Below are 23,277 nucleotides of genomic sequence, written 5' to 3'. Positions count from 1 at the left end.
GGGCTCTGGTGCTTTCCTTGTCGCTTGGCTAGCTGCCCTGCTTTGGGCTCAAGGTGAATCGCTTTTGAAACGCAAAAAAATATGCTTTGTCACCACGGTACCCATGGCGGTCAATGCCTTCCTTCGTCCGCATATTGAACGTTTAGCCGATGACTACGATGTATTCGTTATCTCGAGTTACGGTGACGAGCCTGTACCTCAGGACGGGCGGGCCACATACCTGAACGTCGCATTAGCTCGAGAGATTTCTCCGGTCGCAGATGTATTGTCGCTTTTGTGCCTGCTGCGTTTGTTTTATACACACCGTTTTAATGTCGTCCATTCGGTAACTCCCAAAGCCGGGCTGCTGGCAATGCTTGCCGGTTTCCTTGCCAGAGTTCCAGTGCGTGTTCATTGGTTTACCGGGCAGGTCTGGGTCACGCGTCAGGGCCTCGGGCGTGCTGTACTCAAAAGTGCAGATCGTCTGATCGCCGCACTGGCTTCGCACTTGCTTGCAGATAGCCCGTCACAGCGAGACTTTTTGATCGAGGAGGGTGTTTGCGGGGCAGATACCGTCGATGTGATCGGGGACGGGTCCATTTGTGGTGTTGACGGTGAGCGCTTCAAGCCAGATGCGCAAACCCGGCTGCGTATCAGGGCGGAGCTTGGCATTCCGGAAGATGCGCAACTTGTTCTCTTTCTGGGACGGCTCAACGTTGATAAGGGACTGCGGGAAATGGCAGAAGCCATAGTCCAGCTCGACGAGCGCTTCGATTCCGTACACTGGTTGATCGTGGGGCCGGACGAAGGCGGAATGGTCGAGCACATTCGTTCCGTCGCCGGTCGCCTGGATAATCGGCTGCATTTCCAGGGATTCACCAGAGAGCCCGAATCGTGCATGACTGCCGCCGATATTTTCTGCTTGCCAAGCTATCGTGAGGGGTTCGGCAGCTCCGTGCTGGAGGCTGCTGCGGCTGGTGTGCCCTCGGTTGCTAGCCGTATCTACGGGCTGACCGATGCCGTCGAGGATGGTGTCTCCGGGGTACTGGTCCCCGCAGGAGATGCCTCCGCGTTGGCTGCCGCCTTGGCAACATTGCTTTCTGACCGGCAGGCGTGTCGTGCTATGGGGCAGGCCGCAAGGACAAGGGCGCTCGAGCGATTTTCCCGCGCGCGTATTGTCGAAGGGCTGCATGATTTTTACAGCCGAGTACTGCGGTCCGGGAGCGAGCGATGAGGCTCAAGCGACTGTTCGATATCGTTTGCAGCGCCTTGGCGCTTCTACTGCTTTGGCCGCTGCTGCTGGCGCTTTTTATACTGATCCGGGTTTACTTGGGTTCGCCAGCGCTTTTCCGCCAGCAGCGCCCAGGTTTGCATGGGCGCCCCTTCATGATGGTGAAGTTTCGCACCATGCTTGACGCCGTGGATGGAAACGGTGATCCGTTACCGGACGAGCTCCGCCTTACACGATTCGGACGTTTCCTGCGCGGAACCAGTCTGGATGAGTTGCCGGAATTATGGAATGTACTGAAGGGCGAGATGAGCCTGGTCGGGCCTCGTCCGCTGCTGATGGAATACTTGCCGTTGTACAGTGCCGAGCAGGCGCGACGTCATGATGTACGTCCCGGAATTACCGGTTGGGCGCAGGTTAACGGGCGTAATGCACTGAGCTGGAGTGAAAAGTTCGACCTGGATATCTGGTACGTGAAGAATCAATCGTTCTGGCTGGATTTCCGCATACTGTTGCTTACCGTGCGCAAAGTTTTCGTCCGTGAAGGTATAAGCGCTGAGGGGCAGGCAACCATGTCGAGGTTCACAGGGGACGACAAATGAAGCGCATGGCTATCCTGGGTGCCAGTGGACATGGCAAGGTCGTGGCCGACACGGCCGAGGTCTGTGGTTGGGAGTCCATCACGTTCTTCGATGATGCCTGGCCGGTACGAACGCGAAATGGAGCGTGGCCTATCGAAGGGAGCACTGCCGAGTTGCTTGGGCAGTTGTCGGACTTTGATGCTGTCCTGGTTGCGATCGGGGACAATCGCATTCGCTTGGAAAAGCTCGCGAAACTGGCAAGTGCGGGAGCCCGGTTTACTTGTTTGGTGCATCCTGCAGCGACCGTAAGCCGCCATGCCATTCTTGCAGAAGGTACGGTGGTGTTTGCGGGTGCTGTCGTCAATGCAGACGCACGGGTTGGCATGGGTTGCATCCTTAATACCGGATGCAGCGTCGACCATGACTGCATTCTCCTGGCCGGTGTCCATATCAGCCCGGGTGCCCGTCTGGCGGGAGGTGTGCGCATTGGTGAGGCGAGCTGGGTCGGCATTGGCGCTTGTGTGCGTCAAGTGGTGTGCGTCGGCGAAAATGTCATGATCGGTGCGGGGGCTGTCGTTGTATCGGACGTTGCCGATGGCCTCACAGTGGCCGGTGTGCCCGCCCGCCGATTGTAGTGTTGCTATGTACGTGGTCAGTTTTCAAAGTTTTTATTGGGAATCTTATTTGTGCTGAATACGCCGTTTTCTCCTTGGCCTTCCTTTACCGAAGAAGAGGCGAATGCTGTTCGGGATGTGGTGCTGTCCAACAAGGTCAACTATTGGACCGGGCAGGAGTGTCGAGAGTTCGAGCGCGAGTTTGCGCAGTGGAGCGGAACGAGTCACGCGATCTCCCTAGCGAATGGGACGGTGGCTCTGGATCTGGCGTTGAATGCGCTCGGCATTGGTGACGGAGACGAGGTGATCGTCACGTCAAGGACCTTTCTGGCGTCCGTATCCTCTATCGTGAATGCAAGGGCTGTCCCTGTGTTTGCGGACATTGATCTAGATTCTCAAGCAATTACCGCCGAGTCGATTGCGGCGGTTCTGACATCTCGTACACGGGCGATCATCTGTGTTCACCTGGCGGGTTGGCCTTGCGACATGGACCCGATCATGGCACTGGCTGAAGAGCATGGGCTTTTCGTCGTCGAGGACTGTGCCCAAGCGCATGGGGCTCTCTATAAGGGGCGTCCGGTTGGGTCTATTGGGCATATCGGCGCCTGGTCCTTCTGTCAGGACAAGATCATGACCACAGGTGGTGAAGGCGGGATGGTGACCACCAATGACCCCGACCTCTGGTCAAAAATGTGGTCGTTCAAGGATCATGGAAAGTCTTGGGAGGCAGTCTATGAGCGTGATCACGCGCCTGGCTTTCGCTGGCTGCATGAGGGCTTTGGCACTAATTGGCGCATGCTGGAGGTTCAGGCGGTCATTGGGCGCATTCAGCTAAAACGTATGGAGACTTGGCAAGCTACGCGACTCGAGAATGCCAATCGCATCTGGCAACGAGCCCGTTCCTTGAACGGCCTGCGTGTGCCGAGCTTGCCTGACGACATTCGTCATGCTGCCTACAAATGTTATGTATTTGTCGAGCCATCCAGACTCAAAGAGGGATGGAACCGGGATCGTATTCAGGCGGAGATCGCTGAGCGCGGTGTTCCATGTTACTCGGGAACCTGTTCAGAGGTTTACTTGGAGAAGGCTTTCGATGACACCGGATGGCGGCCTGCGCAGCGCCTGCCTGTGGCAAAAGAGCTGGGCGAGACTAGCTTAATGTTTCTCGTCCATCCCACGCTCAGCCAGCGGGAAATTGAACAGACCTGTGATGCTCTCGCTGACGTGATGGCATTGGCGACGGCTGCTCAATGATGTACCACCTACCGATCGGGGCATTGTTGTGTTGAGCACGATTGACCGGTTGCGCGAGCGACTATTGAAATTGCCGCGGCAAACCAAGCGCACGTTGCAGGTCTTTGCCGACGTCCTCCTGCTTTGGGTGGCTCTTTGGGTGGCCTTTGTCATCCGACTGAGCAGCTTTGGGCAGATCAATCCATTGGGCGAATACTTGTGGTTGTTTATTGCCGCTCCCGCTACGGCCATCCCTCTGTTTGTGCGCTTCGGCTTGTATCGTGCGGTTCTCCGTTATTTCGGTAGCGCCGCGCTGGTGACGATTTTCAATGCCGTCAGTCTGTCGGCATTGCTTCTAGCTGTGGTGATCTATCTGGTCAGGCCTGATGAGTTGATGCCACGCTCGGTCGTGTTCATCTACTGGGCGGTGTCGTTGATGCTGGTGGGCGGCCTTCGTCTGGTGATGCGGCAGTACTTTATCGGTGAGCTGTTTCCTCTTCGTATACATGCCTATGAGCACGATCGGCAGCGTGTCGCTATCTATGGCGCCGGTGCGGCGGGCAATCAGTTGCTGACGGCGTTGCGCATGGGCAAGCACATGCTGCCGGTGGCGTTCATCGATGACGATGAAAGCATCGCCGGGCGCGTGATCGATGGGATTAAGATCTACACGTCCGATCAGACTCAGCGGATGATCGATGACACCGGCGCCCAGGACGTGCTGCTGGCGATTCCTTCAGTCTCGCGTTCTCGTCGCAGGGAAATTCTCACTTCGCTTGAGGTATTTCCGATTCATGTGCGCACGATTCCGGGCTTCATGGACCTGGCCAGCGGCCGGGTCAGTGTCACGGATCTGCAGGAAGTCGATATCGCCGATCTTCTCGGGCGCGACGCCGTGCCGCCTCGGCAAGATCTGTTCGAGCGCTGCATCAAGAATCAGGTCGTGCTGGTAACCGGCGCTGGCGGCTCTATCGGTTCGGAGCTGTGTCGGCAGATACTGGCGAGCGGTGCACGTACCTTGCTGCTTTTCGAGCACAGTGAATTCAATCTCTACAGTATCCATGGCGAATTGCAGCAGCGAATCGAGCGGGAGTCGCTGCCGATCAAGCTGGTGCCGATTCTCGGGTCTATCCGTAATTTCGAGCGTTTGCTCGACATTCTGCAGACCTGGCGGGTCAATACCGTTTATCACGCCGCTGCGTACAAGCATGTGCCGATGGTCGAGCATAACGTCGCCGAGGGCGTGCTCAATAACCTCGTTGGTACGCTCAATGCCGCGCAGGCGTCGATCAGGGCGGGCGTTGCCAATTTCGTTTTGATTTCTACCGACAAGGCGGTGCGGCCTACCAATGTGATGGGCAGCACCAAGCGCCTGGCTGAGATGGTGCTGCAGGCGCTGAGTCGTGAGTCTGCGCCCGTGTTGTTCGCTGATGATTCAGGTGTTCATCACGTCAACAAGACCCGTTTCACCATGGTGCGTTTCGGTAATGTGCTGGGCTCTTCCGGGTCGGTGATTCCGTTGTTCAGGGAGCAGATCAAGCGGGGTGGGCCGGTGACGGTGACGCATCCGAACATCACCCGCTATTTCATGACGATCCCTGAGGCGGCGCAGCTGGTCATTCAGGCGGGCTCGCTGGGGCAGGGGGGGGATGTATTCGTGCTGGACATGGGCGAGCCCGTGAAGATCGCCGATCTTGCCGAAAAGATGATTCGTCTGTCGGGCCTGACTGTACGTGATGAGCATAGTCCGCATGGCGATATCGGCATCGAGTTCACCGGGTTGCGTCCGGGTGAAAAGCTCTACGAGGAGCTGCTGATCGGCGAGGATGTGAAGCCGACCGAGCATCCGATGATCATGCGCGCGGAAGAGGACATGCTGCCCTGGGATGAGCTCAAGGGCCGTCTGCAGGAGTTGTTGGCGGCGGTCAGTGAGGATGATTACGCTCGCGTGCGCATGTTGCTGCGCGAAACAGTGCATGGTTATGTGCCGGAAGGTGAGATCGTCGACTGGATTCATCTCAGAAACCGGGAGCGTTGAGGCGTTGATTTGACAGCTGGGAGATAGCGTCTAGTTTGAAAAGCGAGGCCATGGTTGCCTCGTTTTTCTAAAACAAAGGAGTGTTTCCCCATGCTGAAAGTCAGTCTATCTTCCCTTCTGTTCGCTGTTCTCGCTTCCTTCTCTCTGGCTGCTGCCGCAGCTGAAACCCCAAAGCCCGAAAGTGCCAAACCGGTTGCCGTGCAGTTGGCGCAGGTTGCTGTGGTCAATCTCAACACCGCCGATGCTGCAACGTTGCAGAGTGAGTTGTTGGGGATTGGTGCGACCAAGGCGCAGGCGATTGTGGCTTATCGGGAGGAGCACGGTAATTTCGCCTCGGTCGATGAGTTGTTGGAGGTGAAAGGTATCGGCGAGGCGACGTTGGAGAAGAACCGTGACAGGTTGAGTGTTAACTGATACCTGGCAGTGTTGTTGTCCGGGCCGGTCTTATGACCGGCCTTTTGTGTTTGTAGGGCGAGGGTTTTGTTCGAGCGGATTGGTTGCATGCACCTGGGAAACACACCGCCCCGATTCTTCAAACCAGCGGCTTGCTGGCCAGCTTCTTCCTGAAAATCAAGGTCGCCTACCCCGAAGGGTACGATGAACCTTTTTATCCGCGCGCCTTGATATATCCATGATGCCGTCGAATCGGCTTCACATGTGCCGGGCAGGGCTTCAAGACCATGGTCTTAGAGCGGTAAGACCATGGTCGAATGGCCTCACGAAGGGTCGGGGGATACAACATGCACCATACAAAAACAACTCCCCGTCGAGGTGATTTCATGAGTGCTGCGTCTCTTTACCCTGTGCGTCCCGAAGTGGCCGCGCGGACCCTCACTGACGAGGCCACCTACAAGGCCATGTATCAACAGTCCGTGGTCAACCCCGAGGGTTTCTGGCGCGAGCAGGGCAAGCGGATCGACTGGATCAAGCCCTACAACAAGGTCAAGCAGACCACCTTCGATGATCACCACGTTGACATCAAGTGGTTCGCCGACGGCACCCTGAACGTCTCCTACAACTGCCTCGACCGTCATCTGGAAGAGCGCGGTGACCAGATCGCGATCATCTGGGAAGGCGACGACCCGTCCGAGCACCGGGAAATCACCTACCGCGAACTGCACGAGCAAGTGTGCAAGTTCGCCAACGCCCTGCGCGGCCAGGACGTTCACCGCGGCGATGTGGTGACCATCTACATGCCGATGATCCCGGAAGCCGTGGTGGCCATGCTGGCCTGTGCGCGCATCGGCGCGATCCACTCCGTGGTATTCGGTGGCTTCTCGCCCGAGGCACTGGCCGGCCGCATCATCGATTGCCAATCCAAGGTGGTGATCACTGCTGACGAAGGGCTGCGTGGCGGCAAGAAAGTGCCGCTCAAGGCCAACGTCGACGACGCGCTGACCAACCCCGAGACCCGCAGCATCCAGAAAGTCATCGTGGTGCAGCGCACCGGTTCCGAAATCAAATGGAATCAGCATCGTGACATCTGGTACGAAGACCTGATGAAGGTCGCAGGCAGTGTCTGCGCACCCAAGGAAATGGGCGCAGAAGAAGCGCTGTTCATCCTCTACACCTCTGGTTCGACCGGCAAGCCCAAGGGTGTGCTGCACACTACTGGCGGCTACCTGGTGTACGCCTCGCTGACCCATGAGCGCGTGTTCGACTACCGGCCGGGTGAAGTCTTCTGGTGCACCGCCGACATCGGTTGGGTCACCGGCCACACCTATCTGGTCTATGGGCCGTTGTCCAACGGCGCCACTACAGTGATGTTCGAAGGCGTGCCGAACTATCCGGACGTTTCGCGCGTCGCCAAGATCGTCGACAAGCACAAGGTCAACATCCTTTACACTGCCCCGACTGCCATTCGCGCCATGATGGCCGAGGGCAAGGCCGCGGTCGAAGGCGCCGATGGTTCCAGCCTGCGCCTGCTCGGTTCGGTTGGTGAGCCGATCAACCCGGAAGCCTGGCAGTGGTACTACGAGAACGTCGGTCAGAGCCGTTGCCCGATCGTCGACACCTGGTGGCAGACGGAAACTGGCGCCTGCCTGATGACTCCGCTGCCGGGCGCTCATGCCCTCAAACCGGGCTCCGCTGCGCGTCCGTTCTTCGGCGTACAGCCGGCGCTGGTAGATAACCTGGGCAACATCATCGAAGGCGCTGCCGAAGGCAATCTGGTGATCATCGACTCCTGGCCGGGTCAGGCGCGTACCCTGTACGGCGACCATGACCGCTTCGTCGACACCTACTTCAAGACCTTCCGTGGCATGTACTTCACCGGTGACGGTGCGCGCCGCGACGAAGACGGCTACTGGTGGATCACCGGCCGTGTCGACGACGTGCTCAACGTCTCCGGCCACCGCATGGGTACCGCCGAGATCGAGAGCGCCATGGTCGCCCACGCGAAAGTGGCCGAGGCCGCAGTGGTCGGTGTACCGCACGACATCAAAGGGCAGGGGATCTACGTCTACGTCACCCTCAATGCTGGCGAAGAAGCATCGGAGCAACTGCGTCAGGAACTGCGCAACTGGGTACGCAAGGAGATCGGCCCGATCGCCACGCCGGACGTGATTCAGTGGGCCCCCGGCTTGCCGAAGACCCGCTCGGGCAAGATCATGCGCCGTATCCTGCGCAAGATCGCCACCGCCGAATACGATACTCTCGGCGACATCTCCACGCTGGCCGATCCTGGCGTGGTGCAGCACCTCATCGACACGCATCGCCAGATGCAAGCCGCCTGCGCCTGATCGGCAACGGCAAACGAAAACCCCGCCCGGCCAAAAGCCCGGCGGGGTTTTTCTTTGCGGGATACGCAAACCTATACATTAAATTATTTTCTATAATTACCGCGCTGGTCTGCATAATGGCTTACTGCTAGCAAGCGCGGCTGAACGGTACATATCTGCTCGTTCATCCATGATGACTCAGAGGCCTCGCTCGATTTGCGCCAATCTTGATGTTCCCCAGGTGCAGCACGCGGGGTTCGGTGTCGCCCAGCTGATCGTTCTGTTGCCGGTGTTTTCCCTACCTCTTGGCGTGGCTTTGTTCCATTTTTGACTAGGCTGACAATGAGGTGGTGTCCAAGCCTGTTTTGCAAGGAATCGCGGATGGATATTGTCAGCCAGAGCATCTTTCCTCAGCCATTTCGACCTGTGGGTTGCGCCGAATGCCGTAACGCCGAGGCCCTGGGGTTCGATTTCACCATGGCTTTTCAACTGATCGTCGATATCGAGGAGCAGCGGCCGTTCGCCTATGAAGCCCTTGTACGAGGCTGCAATGGTGAGTCCGCTGGGGAAGTGCTCGGACGGGTCAATGATGGCAACCGCTACCGGTTCGATCAGGCCTGCCGGGTCAAGGCCATCGAGCAGGCATCCAGGCTCGGGCTGCTCGACATCCCGGATTGCCTGCTCAGCATCAACTTTCTGCCCAATGCGGTGTATCGCGCCGAGACCTGCATCCGCGCCACGCTAGAGGCGGCACGGCGCTTCGACTTCCCGCGTGAGCGGCTGATGTTCGAGGTGACCGAGGGCGAGCAGATCCATGATGCCGAGCACCTCAAGCAGATCTTCGCCGAGTACGGCAAGCAGGGCTTCACCACCGCTATCGATGATTTCGGGGCCGGCTACTCCGGGCTCAACCTGCTGGCCGAATTCCAGCCGCACGTGCTGAAGCTGGACATGGCCCTGACCCGTGGCATCGATCAGGACCCGGTGCGCCAGGCCATCGTTGCAGGCATCGTGCTGGTAGCCCAGCGTTTGGGAATTCGCATCATCGCCGAAGGTATCGAGACGTCTGGTGAGCGCGATGCGTTAATCGAGCAGGGCATCCGCTACATGCAGGGCTTTTTCTTCGCCAGGCCTGCGCTGGACAGGCTCTGTTTGCCGGGCTAGCGACCAGCAACCGGGGCGCCAGGTAATGCCGGTCAGTCAAGCGCCGACGCATCGAACATGCAGGAGCGGTGCTCCCACTAAAGTCCGCTTTGGACGCTTATCTGACCGGCATCAGGCGTCAGAGGCTTTTCTCAGAGCGCGCCGAATACCTTCTTCGCCAGGCTGGTAGCGGCACCGGCCGGGTTCTGGCGGATGCTGGCTTCCTGCTTGGCAATCATCTCGAACAGGCCGTCGAGCGCCTGTTCGGTGACGTAGCTTTCCACCGTGCTGCTCTTGGCGTCGACCACGCCAAAGCTGGCGGCCTGACCAGCGAACGCATTGTACTGCTGGGCCAGGCCGACCTGATCGGTGGCCTGCTTGACGATGGGCAGGAATTTGGCGCGAATCTGCTCGCGGCTGCTCTTGTTCAGGTACTGGGTGGCCGAGTCCTGCGGGCCGCTGAGAATCGACTTGGCGTCGGCCACGGTCATCTTCTTCACCGCATCGACCAGCAGCGCCTGGGCCTGCGGTACGGCGGCCTCGGCGGCCTTGTTCATGCTTGCTTCGAGCTGATCGACCTGGGCGCCCATGCCCATCATCTTCATGGTCTTGGCGGCCTTGCCGAGCGTGCCGGGCAGCTCGATGCGCACGTCCGGGTTGTTGCTGAAACCGCCGGGCGTACCCAGTTGCTTGACGGCCACCTGGGCGCCCTGGATCAGGGCATCCTTGAGGCCGCCACTGGCGTCCTGCTGGCTCAGGTCGGAGAGGGAGAGGGCGAAGACGTTGGCCGAAAGCAGCAGGCCAGCGGCGAACGTGGTGAGGCGTAGCATGGTGTTCATCCTTGCATCGAGGGGGAATGCTGTGAGCTTAACGGAGTCTGCAGCGTAGGCAAGCCAAGCGATGGGAGTGGATGGGCAGCGCGCCTGGCTATGGCTATGATCAGGGCCATGAATTCACCATTGCCCCTGCGTACTCCCTGCCCACCGGGTGCCTGCGATTGTCAGCGTGACGAGCTGCTGGACAGGCCTGGCGCCGACACGCGTATTTTGCTGCTGAACCGCAGCGAGGAGCAGCGCCTGCTCGAGCGTCTGGAAAACCTGCAGAGCCTGGATGATCTCGAGCGCATGCGGCAGCGTATGTTCGAGCAGTTGGGCATTCGCCTGCATATCGAGCCGGCCCATGGCGAGGTGCGCAGCATGCGCGGTATCCACATGCATTTCGATGCCCACCCGGGGCTGTGTCGCAAGACCCGGCAGAGCATTCCGGCGGCGATCCGACGGGCGATGGAGAAAAGGCCGGAAATCGCCTGGCGCCTACTCGACGCCAACGATCTGCTGGGGGCTGGTTAGGTCGAATACGCTGCGATCGAAAACGACAAGGCCGCGCTTCGGCGTGGCCTTGTCATTTGTGAAGGGTGAGCAGGCTAGCGTTGCCAGCCGCCGCCCAGTGCCCGGAACAGATCGGCCAGCGCCAATTGGCGCTCGGTGCTGATCTGGATCAGCGTGGTCTGGTCGTTGAAGCTGCTGCGCTGGGCATCCAGGTAGCGCAGGTGGTCATCCACGCCGCCTCTGTAGCGAGCTTCGGCCAGGGCTTCGGCCGCTCGGCTGGACTCGGCCAGGGCACGCCGCGCGGCTTCTTCACGGCGCAGTGTGTCGGTGGCGGCGAGGGCGTCGGCGACTTCGCGGAAGGCGGTCTGGATGGTGCCTTCGTAGTCGGCCACGGCGGCGTCCTGGCGCACTTCGGCGAGATCCAGGTTGGCGCGGTTACGGCCGCCGGCAAAGATCGGCAGCGACAGCGTCGGAGCGAAGCTCCAGGCACGCGAGCCGCCCTCGAACAGCCCGGACAGCTCGGTGCTGGAGCTGCCCACCGACCCGGTCAGGGTGATGCGCGGGAAGAACGCCGCACGGGCCGCACCGATATCGGCATTGCGCGCCTTGAGGCGATGTTCGCTGGCAAGAATGTCGGGGCGCCGCTCGATCAGTTCCGAGCTGGTGCCGGGGGCGATGTCTTGCAGCACCATCAGCTCGTCGCGTGGGGTCGACGGCAACAGTCGCCCGGTGTCTGGCGTGCCGAGCAGCAGCGCCAGGGCGTTGTCCGCCTGGCGAAGCTGGCGCTCGGTGCTTTCTCGCTCGGCCCTGGCCTGCTCGGCGAGGCCGACCGCTTCCTGGTAATCCAGGGCGGTGGCGGCGCCTACTTCACGGCGTCTGCTGACCAGCTCCAGCGACGCCAGGCGGCTGTCCAGGGTCTGTTCCACCAGCGCCTTGCGCCGTAGTGCGCCATCGCGGGTCAGGTAGGCCTGGATCACCTCGGCAATCAGGCTGATCTGTGTGGCGCGGGTCGCTTCCTCGGTGGCCAGGTAGGTTTCCAGTGCAGACTCTGACAGATTGCGCACGCGGCCGAACAGGTCGACTTCGTACTCGGCCAGGCCGAGGCCGACCTGATAGACGCTGGTGACCTCCGAGCGGCCGGTTTGCGACTGATCTGCCGGCAAGCGCTGGCGGTTGCCGCTGACATTGGCATTGAGCGACGGCAGACGGTCGGCGCGCTGGATGCGGTACTGCGCACGCGCCGCCTCGATATCCAGCAGCGCCTGGCGCAGGCTGCGGTTGTTGTTCAGTGCGGTATCCACCGCGCGGCGCAGGTCGGCATCGACGATGAAGGTCTGCCAGTCCAGCGCTTGCGCGCGGGTGCCATTGGCGTCGGCCACCTGCCAGTCAGCGGCGACCGGCGCCTCTGGCCGCTCGTAATGAGGCGCCAGGGAGCAGCCGCCGAGGGCGACGGCCAGGGTCAGCAGAGCGTGGCGCAGCGTGAGGTGAGCAGTCATCGCATTACTCCGCTTTGTGCAGGGGATGGTTGTCGGTTTGCTGAGGTTTGGTACGCAGCAGCGACAGCACCCAGACGAAGAAGATCGGCACGAAAATCACCCCGAGCAGGGTCGCGCTGAGCATGCCGCCCAATACGCCGGTACCCAGTGCGCGCTGGCTGGCGGCGCCGGCGCCGGTGGCGATGGCCAGCGGTACCACGCCGAGCATGAAGGCCATGGAGGTCATGATGATCGGGCGGAAACGCAGGCGTGCTGCTTCGATGGCGGCATCGCGCAGCGAGTAGCCGTCTTCCCACAGATCCTTGGCGAACTCGACGATGAGGATGGCGTTCTTCGCCGCCAGGCCGATCACGGTGATCAGGCCGACCTTGAAGTAGACGTCGTTGGGCAGGTCGATGGCGGTCACCGCCAGCACCGCGCCGAGGGCGCCGACCGGCACGATGAGCATCACGCTCAGCGGGATCGCCCAGCTCTCGTAGAGGGCTACCAGCAGCAGGAACACCACGGTGATGGCCAGGGCGAAGAGCATCGCTGCCTGGCCGCTGGCAACGCGCTCCTGATACGACAGGCCGGTCCACTCGTAGCCGATGCCTTCCGGCAGCTCGGCGGCGATGCGCTCCAGTTCGGCCATGGCCTCGCCGGTGCTCACCCCAGGGGCGGCGTCGCCAGCGATGCGGATCGACGGATAACCGTTGTAGCGGGCGATCTGCACCGGGCCCTCTTCCCACTGGGTGGTGACGAAGGCGCTCAGTGGTACCAGGCCGCCGCTGTCGTTGGGCACGTGCAGCCGGAGCACGCTTTCCGGGGTCATCCGTTCGGCCTGCTCGGCCTGCACCACCACGCGCTGCTGGCGACCTGCGTTGGCGAAGTCGTTGATCACCGAAGAGCCGAAGGCGGTAGACAGTGCGCTGCTCACCGACTCGAAGCTCACACCGAGGGTACGCGCCTGTTCGCGGTCGATGACCAGGCGCAACTGCGGCGCCTCGGCCAGGCCTTCCATCATGGCGTAGAGGAATTTCGGGTTGCCGTTGACCTTGCCCAGCACCTCGTCGCGTGCGGCGAGCAGGGCGTCGCGACCGAGACCGGCGCGATCCTGCAGGCGCAGGGCGAAGCCGCCGGAATTGCCCAGGCCTTCGATGGGTGGTGGCGGCACGGCCATCATGGCGCCGTCGTCGAGGTTGGCGAAGTGCTGGTTGACCGCTGCCGATTCGGCCTCCGGTGATTGTGTGGAGTCACGCTCCGACCAGTCCTTGAGCAGCGGGAAGGCGATGGCGGCGTTCTCGCCCATGCCCGAGAAGCTGAAGCCGAGCACCAGGAAGGAGGTCTCGATGGCGTCGCGGGCCATCAGGAATTCTTCCAGTTCCTCGCCGGCTAACGAGGTGCGCTCACGGGTGGCGCCCGGTGGCAGCTGGATGTCGACGATCATGTAGCCCTGGTCTTCGACCGGCACGAAGGATTCCGGCAGGCGCAGGTAGAAGAACCCCATCAGCACCACGATGCCCAGGTAGACGAACATGATGCGGCCAGCACGTGGCACCAGTTTGCCGTTGAGCGCGGTGTAGCGCCCGGTCAGGCGAGTGAACAGGCGGTTGAAGGCGCCGAAGAAACCGGTCTTCTCGTGATGGCCTTTGGGGATGGGCTTGAGAATCGTCGCGCACAGCGCCGGGGTGAAGGTCAGGGCGAGAAAACCGGAGAACAGAATCGACACCGCCAGCGACAGCGAGAACTGCTGGTAGATGACGCCGACCGAGCCGGACATGAAGGCCAGCGGCAGGAACACCGCCGACAGCACCAGGGTGATGCCGATGATCGCCCCGGACACCTGGCCCATCGCCTTGATGGTCGCCGGTACTGGCGCCAGGCCTTCCTCGGCCATGATCCGCTCGACGTTCTCCACCACCACGATGGCGTCGTCGACCAGGATGCCGATGGCCAGCACCATGCCGAACATGGTCATCATGTTCACCGAGAAGCCCAGCAGGTACATGAAGGTCAGGGTGCCGAGCAGGCACACCGGCACGACGATGGACGGGATCAGGGTGTAGCGCACGTTCTGCAGGAACAGGAACATCACCAGGAACACCAGCACCATGGCCTCGACCAGGGTCATGATGACCTTGTCGATGGCCACGTCGACGAAGCGCGAGGTGTCGTAAGGCACCGAGAACTCGACGTTGTCCGGGAAGTTAACCGACAACTCGGTCAGGCGCTGTTTCACCGCCTCGGCAGTCTGGATGGCGTTGGCACCGGGCGACAGCTGCACGGCGGCGGCGACGGCGGGCTTGCCGTCCTGGCGCGAGCCGAAGTTGTAGTCCTGGCTGCCGACCTCGATGCGCGCCACGTCGCCCAGGGTCAGGCGCGAGCCGTCCTGGTTGGCGCGCAGCACAATGGCGGCGAATTCATCAGGATTGTCCAGGGTGCCCTTGACCGCCAGTGTCGCGGTCAGTTGCTGCTCGCTGGAGCCTGGCGTGCTGCCGAAGGCGCCGGCCGGCACCTGCACGTTCTGCGCGCGGATGGCGTTGTTCACATCGTCGATCGACAGGCCATAGCCGACCAGCTTCTGTGGGTCTATCCACACCCGCATGGCGGCTTCGGAGGCGAAGAACTGCAGCTTGCCAACACCAGGGACGCGACGGATTTCGTTGTTGATGTTGCGCGCGGCGTAGTCGGCCAGCGCCGTGGTGTTGTCGTCCTTGCCGCCATCCTTGTAGCTCAGCGCATAGATCAGCAGGAAGCCCGCCGTGGCCTGCTCGGTCTGGATACCCAGGGTGAGCACGGCCTGCGGCATACGCGCCTCGGCTTGCTTCAGGCGGTTCTGCACGTCGACCTGGGCCAGTTCGGGGTCGGTGCCCGGCTGGAAGGTCACGGTGATCTCGGCGATGCCGTTGGCGTTGCTGGTGGACTCGAAGTACAGCAGGTTCTTCGCGCCGTTGAGCTCTTCCTCGATGACGCTGGTCACCGAGTCCGTCAGCACCTGCGCCGAGGCGCCGGGATAGGTGGCGGTCACGGTGATCTGCGGCGGCGCCACGTTGGGGTACTGCGCCACCGGAAGGAACGGGATGGCCAGCAGGCCGGCCAGCGATATGAACAGGGCGACAACCCAGGCGAAATTGGGGCGCCGTATGAAAAACAGGGACATGAGGTTCTCTCCGGCTTACTGCGCCTGGGGTTGTGGAGCGTTCGCGTCGGATGCTGCGGCAGCTTCCCCGCGCGGCACGACCTTGGCGCCCGGCTTGATGGCGGCCAGCGAGCTGGTGATCACCTTGTCGCCGGCCTCGAGGCCTTCGGCGATCTGCCAGCGTGAGCCGTGCATGGCGCCGGTGGTGACCTGGCGAACCTCGACGGTGTCGTCTTCGCCCAGCAGCATCACGCTGGCCTGGCCGTCGGCGGCACGCTGCACGGCGCGTTGCGGTACCAGGATGGCGTTCTGATTGAGCCCCTGCGGCGTCAGCACGCGCACGTACATGCCGGGCAGGAGCACGCCTTGCGGGTTGTCGAAGCGGCCGCGCAGGGCGATCTGGCCGGTGCTGCGATCCACGGAGATATCGGTGAACAGCAGGGTGCCTTTGCTCTCGATATCGGTGCCATCGACGCGCAACGACAAGGGCTGATCAGCTGCACCGGCAACCGTGCCATCGGCGATGGCGGCGCGCAGACGCAGGGCATCGGCGGCCGGCTGGGTGAAGTCGGCGTAGACCGGGTCGAGCTGCTGGATGCGGGCGAGCAGGGTGGCTTCACCCTGGCCGACCAGTGCGCCTTCGGTCACCTGGGCACGGCCAATGCGCCCGGCAATGGGCGCGCGCACTTCGGCATAACCCAGATCAAGGCGTGCGGTTTCCACGCTGGCTTGCGCCGAGCGCTTGTCGGCCTGGGCGCTTTGCAGGGCAGCCCTGGCTACATCGAAGTCCTGCTTGCTGACTGCATCGATCTTCACCAGCGGCTCGTAGCGCTTGACCGTAGCCTGCGCCTGGAACAGCTGCGCCTCGGCCCGGGCCAGTTCGCCCTGGGCACGAGACAGGGCGGCCTTGAACGGTGCCGGATCGATCTGGAACAGCAGGTCGCCGGCCTTGACGTCGGCGCCTTCCTCGAAGGTGCGTTTGAGCACGATGCCGGCGACCCGGGCGCGTACTTCGGCCACCCGTACCGGCTCGATACGGCCTGGCAGTTCGGCGATCACGGTGAACGGCTCGGTCCTGACGGTCAGTACATCGACCTCTCGGGGTGGCGCCTCACTCCATCCTTGCTCGCCTTTGTCGCAGCCGGCCAGGCCGATTGCCGCCAGTAGAGCGACCACTGAAAAAACGTAACGTCCGCGAATTCTGCTCATGCCTGTCACCTGGAGTGAGATCCATTTTCCCTGAAAGGCGCGAATGATCATGTTTTGGCTGAAATGAGTCAATGTTGACTCATATGGATCGTCTGTGAGCAAAATTGTAAGTCCCCGTTGAGTCTGGGGACTTTTTCTGCACAATGCGCGCTGCTCAAGCGGAGGGCCTTCGATGTCCAATGATGAAAAACTGCTCAAGGCCCTCGCCGTTGCCATCGTCGACCGCCCGCGGGCGACGCTGAAAGATCTGGCCGAAGCCGCGGGCGTCAGCAAGGCCACCTTGCATCGTTTCTGCAGTACGCGTGACAACCTGGTCGAGCGCCTGATGAATCACAGCCAGACAGCGCTCAATCAGGTGATAGAGGACGCCGACCTGCAGGTCGCCGATGTGGCGCAGGCATTGCGTAATCTGATCGAGAATCACCTCAGACACCGCGAATTGCTGGTGTTCATGATCTTCCAGTACCGCCCGGACAGCCTCGATCCGGACAAGGACGGAGCGCGCTGGATCGCTTACACCGATGCGTTGGACCGCTTCTTTCTGCGCGGCCAGCAGGAGGGATACTTGCGCATCGACATCACCGCCGAGCTGCTGACCGAACTGTTCGTGTCGCTGATCTATGGCATGGTCGATGCCGAGCGTCGTGGTCGCGCCGCCAGTGCGCGCTCGCTGGTGGTGCTGGAGCAGTTCTTTCTCAAGGGCGCCGGGCAGCCGCGCCCCTGATGCGCAAGCCACCTCGGTTGGCTGTTGTCACCACGGCAGGGGCTGGCCGTCGTAGGCGTGGAAGCTGCCGCTGTGCTCGGTGCCAAGGCTGTCGATCACCTGCAGCATTTCCGCAGCGGCCAGTTCGGCCGGACGTGCGGCGCTGGCACCGCGAAAGGGTTGCGACAGGGGAGAGATGACCGTGCCGGGGTGCAAACTGAGTAGCCGTGCCCTGGGCTTGCTGCGTGCCAGCTCGATGGCGGCGGTCTTGATCAGCATGTTCAGCGCCGCCTTGGATGCGCGGTAGGCGTACCAACCACCGAGGCGGTTGTCGCCGATGCTGCCGACCTTGGCCGAAAGCATGGCCATGGCGCCCTGTTTGTCGAGCAGAGGCAGAAAGTGGCGCAGCACCAGAGCCGGCCCCAGCGCATTGACCTGAAATACCGCCTGCAAGGCCTCGGCCTCGATAGAGGCCAGGCTTTTCTCCGGAGCTATGCCCGGGCGATGTAGCAGTCCGGCCGTGTGCAGGATCAACTGATACGGCCCTTCGTCCGCCAAAGCTGCTGCTGCTTCGGCGATGCTGGTGGGGGTTTCGAGATCAAGCGCTGGTGAGCTGCTGCGGCTTAGCTCACGTACGCCGGCGCAGTTGGGGTCGGCACGCAGCAACTGGCAGAAGGCCTGGCCGATAGTGCCGCTGGCGCCAATCACCAGCGCCTTGTAGCCGTTGCCCAGGCTGTGCAGGGTCATGGCTGAGCGGCGCCACGGCGGAAGAACAGCGTGACCTGGCCGAGTTCGATGCCGAACTTGCTCATGACCGAGCGATTGATCAGGGTGTCATCGTCCATCAGGTACATCCAGTCATCGAAGTAGACGACGTAGGTGCTGTCATCCACCGGCAGATTGAGGTGGTAACGCCAGCGCAAGGCGTTGCCGGCCACTTCACCGATGGCTTCGCCAACCACATCGTCGGCGGTGCCGATCCAGCGGCCGGGGCCGTCGGGCGTCAGCGTCCAGACCCGACGCTGGCGGGTGCCATCGCTGTACAGGAAGCGCTCGTCGAGAACCAGCTTGTCGCCCTCGCGACGGCTCTGGATATCGACGTGAAAGCGCTTGATCACTTCGCCGGAGCGGTCCTGGAACATGCCCCAGGCCTGCACCGGCCCGGAGAAGTAAGTGGGCAGATCCAGCACCGGCTTCTCGTTCCCGTAACGCTCTACCGGGACCTGGCCGCAGCTGATCAGCAGCAGGCTGCTCAGCATAATCAACAGGGTTTTCATGCAATACCTCAGGGGTTAAGGCCGAGTAATGCCGCGCGCAGCTTCGGGCTGCGGGTCTGCGGATCGAGCCAGATGGAGAAGAAGGCGCGGGCGAACTCTTGATCATCGATGACATGCTGCAGCTTGCCGTCGACATAGAAGCGGCAGCCCTGGTCGGGCAGGAATACGCCGGTGATGCGCGTACCATCCTTCACGTCGACGAAAGCCTGGCTCATCTGTTGCGTCCACTCGGCCTGCTGTTCACGGTCGAGGGGCTCACCGTTGATCCGGCGAATTTCGTCGAGGCTGGTGTCGACCAGGGTCTCCCGGCTGATGCTGCGTCGGTAGGTCAGCTCCAGAGCGAAGGGCTGGGTGAAATCCACCTGCTGCACCGGGCTCCATAGCTTGGCGTTGTAGACCGAGAACCCGAACCAGCTGAAATCACCGCTGCCGACCAGGTTGGCCTGTGGCAACTGCTCACGCCAGGCAGCTTGGCTGTTGCCTTGCACCGTGGCGCTGAGCAACGCCAGCGTCAGTAGCAGGGTCGAACAGAGCCGCGATGTCAGGGGTGCCATGAACCATCACTCCGCAGTTGATGTTGACCGTGACCAGCGTCTGGCCACGGGTATTGAATAAAAAAATCCGACAACCAAAAAGGGGAGAGGTGGGTTGTCGGATTGCGCAGCTTGTCAGTGGCGCCTGCGGTCAGGCGGCGAATTCCTCGTCAGTGAAGGCCATCAGCGTCGCCTTGCCTGCCTTGATCTCGCTGAGCAGGGCGTTGGCTTCTGGCAGGATGCGGGCCATGAAGAAATCGGCGGACTTGATCTTGGCCGCATAGAAATGGGTTTCCGAACTGCCGGCATCGAGTTGGCGCTGCGCCAACTGGGCCTGCTGCGACCACAGCCAGGCCAGGCAGGTCAGACCGAACAGGCGCAGGTAGGGCGTAGCCGCTGCAGCCGCCTGCTCCGGGTCCTTGCTGCCTTCGCTGGCCAGCCACAGGGTGGCTTGCTGCAGGTGTTTCAGTGCCTGGGTGACAGCCTCTGCATGCGGAGCTTCGGCATTGTTCTTGAGCCAGCCCTCGACCAGGGCGAAGAACGCGCGCACGGCACGACCGCCTCCGAGGGACAGCTTGCGACCCACCAGATCGAGCGCCTGGATGCCGTTGGTACCTTCGTAGATGCGGGTAATGCGGCTGTCGCGCACCAGTTGCTCGATGCCCCAGTCTTCGGTGAAACCCGAGCCACCGAGTACCTGCAGGCCTTCGTTGGCGCAGGTGAAGCCTTCATCGGTGAGGAAGGCCTTCACCACCGGCGTGAGCAACTGCACCAGGTCGTCGGCGCGGCTGCGCACCTCGGCATCTTCGGCGCCATGGGCGATGTCCTGCTGCAGGCCGGCGAAGTAGGCGAGGGCGCGGCAGCCTTCGATCATCACCTTCTGCCGCAGCAGCATGCGCCGCACGTCCGGGTGCACCATGATCGGGTCGGCCGGTTTGTCGGCGGCCTTGGGCCCGGAGATGGAGCGGCTCTGCAGGCGTTCGCGAGCGAAGCCCAGGGCAATTTGATAGGCGCTTTCGGCCACGCCCAGTCCTTGCATGCCGACCATCAGGCGCGCCGAGTTCATCATGGTGAACATGCAACTCAGGCCCTTGTTCGGCTCGCCGATCAGCCAGCCCTTGGCACCTTCGAAATTCATCACGCAGGTGGCCGAGCCCTTGATGCCCATCTTGTGCTCCAGGCCGCCGCAGAAGGCCGGGTTACGAGACCCGTCTTCCAGCACCTTGGGCACCAGAAACAGGGAAATGCCTTTCACGCCGTCCGGTGCGTCCGGCAGCTTGGCCAGCACCAGATGGATGATGTTGTCCACCAGATCGTGCTCACCGCCGGTGATCCAGATCTTGGTGCCGCTGATGGCATAGCTGCCATCGGCCTGCGGCACGGCACGGGTGCGGATCAGGCCCAGGTCGGTGCCGCATTGCGGCTCGGTCAGGCACATGGTGCCGGTCCATTCGCCACTGATCAGGCGCGGCAGGTACTTTTCCTGCTGCTCGGGCGTGCCATGGCTGGTCAGGGCGTTGATGGCGCCGTGGGTCAGACCGGGGTACATGCCCAGCGAGAGGTTGGCCGAGCAGGTCATCTCCTCGACCAGCATGTTCACTACATGCGGCAGGCCCTGGCCACCAAATTGCGGGGTGCACGCCAGGGCCGTCCAGCCCCCCTCGGCGAACTGCTGATACGCCGCCTTGAAACCGTCAGGGGTGCGCACGCTGTGTGTATGCGGATCGTACTGGCAGCCTTGCTTGTCGCCGGGGCCGTTGAGTGGTGCGAGCACGTTCTCGGCCAGCTTGGCCGCTTCTTCGAGGATCGCCCCCCCGAGGTCGGCGCTGAACTCGCGTTGTTCAGGCAGCGTTTGCAACAAGGTGTAGGCGTCGAGCAGTTCTTCGAACACGAAGCGCATATCACGCAGCGGAGCACGGTAAGAAGGCATGGCGATTTACCCAAAACTGTACAAGATTTATTTGTGTACAGTTTTTGTATAGCTGTTTGCCCTTCTTTGCAAGCCCTTTCGTGCACGTTCGTGCAATGGCTGCCGAGTCACGCCGGCGGTTGTGCAGGCTGTACAGGTTTTGCCGGCCCTGAAACGGCAACGCCCGACAGGTCAGAGACGCTGTCGGGCGTATGCATCACGGGTGCGAACATCAGGGCGGGGGGTTGGCCCTGATGTTCGACAAGGGCGCTAACGTGGCTGCGTCAGGCAGCGCATAGCTTCAAGGCCACTGCATCTCGCCCTTGAGCACCTTGGCGCTCAGCTCCAGGCTGCTGTCATCCTGCAGCCCTGGAAAGCGTGCCTTCATCGCCGCGATCAGCGCCTGACTGTCCTTGGCCTTGGGCAGTTCCTGCTCCAGGGCAAGCAGGTAGTCACGGGTGAAGCGCAGGTCGGCCATGTTCATCGCCGGCTGGCCCAGGTAATGGCCCGGAATCAAGGTGGCCGGTTGCAGGGCTTCGAGTTCATCAAGCGACTTCAGCCAGCGCTGGCGGGCCTCAACGCTCTGTGCATCGGCGACCCACAAGTGGATATTGGCGCTGGTCAGCACGCCGCCGACCACGGCCTTGATGCCGGGAATCCACAGGCTGGTGTGCTGCGGGTCATGCCCGAGCACTTCGATAGGCTGGCCTTCCAGCTCCAGTCGAGTGCCTTGCAGGGCTTCGGGTACAAGGGTACGGGCCGGCGCGCTGTCCTTGAGAATCGGCCCCCAGTAGGCCAGCTTGGGTGCTCGGGTCTTCTCGATGTAGGCGACGGTGGCCGGTGTGGCCAGCACCTTGGCTTCGGGATAGGCGCGGGTCAGAACGTCGAGGCCGAAGTAGAAATCCGGGTCACCGTGGCTGATGAAAATGGTGGTCAGGCGCTTGCCACTGGCACGTATACGTTCGACCAGCGCCTGGGCTTCGCTGTTGGAGAACTGCGCATCCACCAGGATGGCGTCCTTCTCACCGCTGATCAACGTCGAGCTGACCGGAAATACAGCGGCTTCGCGTGGGTTGTAGGTGTCCAGTGTCAGCGGTTGGGCGAGGGCGCCGCTGGCAGCGGCGAGCAGGCCGAGGCCGGCCAGCAAACGGGTAACGTGGGACATGGTGATCTCCAGGCAGATAAGGACGCGGCGCATCTTATGTGCTACCTGGCGAGCGAAAAGCCCCGTAAGCTGGCCATATTTGTTGCATGGATCGAGCGAATAATGGATCGACTGACGGCGGCGCGGGTGTTCGTCGAGGTGCTGGAGCGCGGCAGTCAGACGGCTGCTGCCGAGGCGCTGGACATGTCGCGGGCGATGGTGTCGCGCTACCTCGCCGAGCTGGAAACCTGGGCCGATGTGCGCCTGCTGCACCGCAGCACACGGCGACTGAGCCTGACGGCCGCCGGTGAACAGATGCTGCCGCAATGCCGCGAGATGCTGGCGCTGGCCGAGCGCATGCAGGCACTGGGGCAAGGCATGGGTGATACGCCGCGCGGCACGCTGCGCATGACCTGCAGCCAGTCCTTCGCGCAGGCCTGGCTGGTGCATGCGCTGCAGGCCTTCACCGAGCGTTACCCGCAGGTCAGCATTGACCTGTTGGTCGGCAGCGAGGCGGTCAATCTGGTAGAGGCGCGCATCGACCTGGCGCTGCGCATCACCAATCAACTCGACCCGAATCTGATCGCCCGGCGTCTGGCCGTGTGTCGCTCGGTGGTCTGTGCCAGCCCGGATTACCTGGCGCGACACGGGACGCCGCAGCGCCCGGAGGATCTGGCCCGGCATAACTGCCTGGCTTACGCCTACTTCGGCCGCAGCCTGTGGGAGTTCAAGCATCGAGGGGAGGCGAGTGCCGTTTCGGTGTCCGGCAGCCTCAGCGCCAACGAGTCGATGGTGTTGCTGGAGGCGACCCTGGCTGGTGCAGGTATCAGCCTGCAGCCCCTGTATTCGGTGGCTGCACCGCTGCGCGAGGGACGGCTGGTGCGCCTGTTGGCGGACTACCGGCCGCCGGAACTGGGCATTCATGCCCTGTACGGCACGCGTCGGCAGATGCTGCCGGCGATGCGCCTGCTGCTGGACTTCATTGCCGAGCGACTGGCCAGCGAGTCGCACTGGCAGCATTGAC

20 protein-coding genes are annotated in these 23,277 nt (G+C 62.0%); 11 read left to right on the top strand and 9 right to left on the bottom strand.

Annotated elements, in window-relative coordinates:
- Positions 1–64 precede the first annotated feature (64 nt).
- From H3221_RS09115 to H3221_RS09080, 8 genes are all read left to right on the top strand, one after another.
- Complete coding sequence (locus H3221_RS09115) at positions 65–1,213, top strand: glycosyltransferase (RefSeq protein WP_196474068.1); 1,149 nt, start codon at positions 65–67, stop codon at positions 1,211–1,213.
- Positions 1,210–1,809, top strand: a complete 600-nt coding sequence (locus H3221_RS09110; protein WP_196474069.1) for a sugar transferase — start codon at positions 1,210–1,212, stop codon at positions 1,807–1,809. Before H3221_RS09115 ends, H3221_RS09110 begins: the two co-directional genes overlap by 4 nt.
- Positions 1,806–2,423 (top strand): acetyltransferase, encoded by a 618-nt coding sequence (locus H3221_RS09105; protein ID WP_196474070.1) that lies wholly within the window; start codon positions 1,806–1,808, stop codon positions 2,421–2,423. The genes H3221_RS09110 and H3221_RS09105 overlap by 4 nt, the downstream gene beginning before the upstream one ends.
- Positions 2,424–2,474: 51 nt before the next feature.
- The gene (locus H3221_RS09100; RefSeq protein ID WP_196474071.1) at positions 2,475–3,656 is read left to right on the top strand and encodes a DegT/DnrJ/EryC1/StrS family aminotransferase; all 1,182 of its coding nucleotides are present in this window, start codon (positions 2,475–2,477) and stop codon (positions 3,654–3,656) included.
- Between the two features lie 40 nt (positions 3,657–3,696).
- Entirely contained in the window at positions 3,697–5,673 is a 1,977-nt protein-coding gene (locus H3221_RS09095) for a polysaccharide biosynthesis protein (protein ID WP_196474188.1), read from the top strand.
- Between the two features lie 90 nt (positions 5,674–5,763).
- Positions 5,764–6,087, top strand: coding sequence for a ComEA family DNA-binding protein (locus tag H3221_RS09090; RefSeq protein ID WP_196474072.1), 324 nt, complete (start codon positions 5,764–5,766; stop codon positions 6,085–6,087).
- A gap of 365 nt (positions 6,088–6,452) precedes the next feature.
- Entirely contained in the window at positions 6,453–8,414 is a 1,962-nt protein-coding gene (acs, locus tag H3221_RS09085; RefSeq protein ID WP_196474073.1) for an acetate--CoA ligase, read from the top strand.
- 360 nt (positions 8,415–8,774) lie between these two features.
- A complete protein-coding gene (locus H3221_RS09080; RefSeq protein WP_196474074.1) occupies positions 8,775–9,557 on the top strand; it encodes an EAL domain-containing protein in 783 nt (260 codons plus the stop codon).
- A gap of 131 nt (positions 9,558–9,688) precedes the next feature.
- Here H3221_RS09080 and H3221_RS09075 read toward each other — a convergent pair whose 3' ends face one another.
- Positions 9,689–10,366, bottom strand: a complete 678-nt coding sequence (locus tag H3221_RS09075; protein ID WP_116618157.1) for a DUF4197 domain-containing protein — start codon at positions 10,364–10,366, stop codon at positions 9,689–9,691.
- A 117-nt stretch (positions 10,367–10,483) separates the two neighbouring features.
- Here H3221_RS09075 and H3221_RS09070 point away from each other — a divergent pair, with 117 nt between their 5' ends.
- Complete coding sequence (locus H3221_RS09070) at positions 10,484–10,885, top strand: hypothetical protein (protein WP_160016705.1); 402 nt, start codon at positions 10,484–10,486, stop codon at positions 10,883–10,885.
- 74 nt (positions 10,886–10,959) lie between these two features.
- Here the strand turns inward: H3221_RS09070 and H3221_RS09065 are convergent, their stop codons facing one another.
- From H3221_RS09065 to H3221_RS09055, 3 genes are read right to left on the bottom strand one after another with little or no spacing between them, the layout of a single operon-like run.
- Positions 10,960–12,360 carry an efflux transporter outer membrane subunit gene (locus tag H3221_RS09065; RefSeq protein WP_196474075.1) on the bottom strand — a complete coding sequence of 467 codons (1,401 nt, stop codon included), beginning with the start codon at positions 12,358–12,360 and terminating at the stop codon, positions 10,960–10,962.
- A 4-nt stretch (positions 12,361–12,364) separates the two neighbouring features.
- On the bottom strand, positions 12,365–15,499 hold the full coding sequence (tmexD, locus tag H3221_RS09060) for a multidrug efflux RND transporter permease subunit TMexD (RefSeq protein WP_196474076.1): 3,135 nt from the start codon (positions 15,497–15,499) through the stop codon (positions 12,365–12,367).
- A 15-nt stretch (positions 15,500–15,514) separates the two neighbouring features.
- Entirely contained in the window at positions 15,515–16,687 is a 1,173-nt protein-coding gene (locus tag H3221_RS09055) for an efflux RND transporter periplasmic adaptor subunit (RefSeq protein ID WP_196474077.1), read from the bottom strand.
- Between the two features lie 172 nt (positions 16,688–16,859).
- Here H3221_RS09055 and H3221_RS09050 point away from each other — a divergent pair, with 172 nt between their 5' ends.
- On the top strand, positions 16,860–17,411 hold the full coding sequence (locus H3221_RS09050; protein WP_196474078.1) for a TetR/AcrR family transcriptional regulator: 552 nt from the start codon (positions 16,860–16,862) through the stop codon (positions 17,409–17,411).
- A gap of 27 nt (positions 17,412–17,438) precedes the next feature.
- Here the strand turns inward: H3221_RS09050 and H3221_RS09045 are convergent, their stop codons facing one another.
- The 5 genes from H3221_RS09045 to H3221_RS09025 all read right to left on the bottom strand — a co-directional run bounded on the left by H3221_RS09045 (position 17,439) and on the right by H3221_RS09025 (position 22,274).
- Complete coding sequence (locus H3221_RS09045; protein ID WP_196474079.1) at positions 17,439–18,137, bottom strand: SDR family NAD(P)-dependent oxidoreductase; 699 nt, start codon at positions 18,135–18,137, stop codon at positions 17,439–17,441.
- The gene (locus H3221_RS09040) at positions 18,134–18,667 is read right to left on the bottom strand and encodes a DUF3833 domain-containing protein (RefSeq protein ID WP_196474080.1); all 534 of its coding nucleotides are present in this window, start codon (positions 18,665–18,667) and stop codon (positions 18,134–18,136) included. The genes H3221_RS09045 and H3221_RS09040 overlap by 4 nt, the downstream gene beginning before the upstream one ends.
- Before the next feature lie 8 nt (positions 18,668–18,675).
- Positions 18,676–19,221: a chalcone isomerase family protein gene (locus H3221_RS09035; RefSeq protein ID WP_196474081.1), complete on the bottom strand. Its 546-nt coding sequence runs from the start codon at positions 19,219–19,221 to the stop codon at positions 18,676–18,678.
- A gap of 130 nt (positions 19,222–19,351) precedes the next feature.
- A complete protein-coding gene (locus H3221_RS09030; RefSeq protein WP_196474082.1) occupies positions 19,352–21,130 on the bottom strand; it encodes an acyl-CoA dehydrogenase C-terminal domain-containing protein in 1,779 nt (592 codons plus the stop codon).
- Between the two features lie 280 nt (positions 21,131–21,410).
- Positions 21,411–22,274: an MBL fold metallo-hydrolase gene (locus H3221_RS09025; protein ID WP_196474083.1), complete on the bottom strand. Its 864-nt coding sequence runs from the start codon at positions 22,272–22,274 to the stop codon at positions 21,411–21,413.
- Positions 22,275–22,376: 102 nt separating this feature from the next.
- Here H3221_RS09025 and H3221_RS09020 point away from each other — a divergent pair, with 102 nt between their 5' ends.
- Positions 22,377–23,276 (top strand): LysR family transcriptional regulator, encoded by a 900-nt coding sequence (locus H3221_RS09020; protein ID WP_196474084.1) that lies wholly within the window; start codon positions 22,377–22,379, stop codon positions 23,274–23,276.
- Position 23,277 lies beyond the last annotated feature (1 nt).

This window comes from Pseudomonas chaetocerotis (assembly GCF_015712105.2).
GTDB lineage: Bacteria > Pseudomonadota > Gammaproteobacteria > Pseudomonadales > Pseudomonadaceae > Aquipseudomonas > Aquipseudomonas chaetocerotis.
Note: the sequence above shows the minus strand (reverse complement) of the source record. Positions and strands in the feature narration are given on the sequence as shown.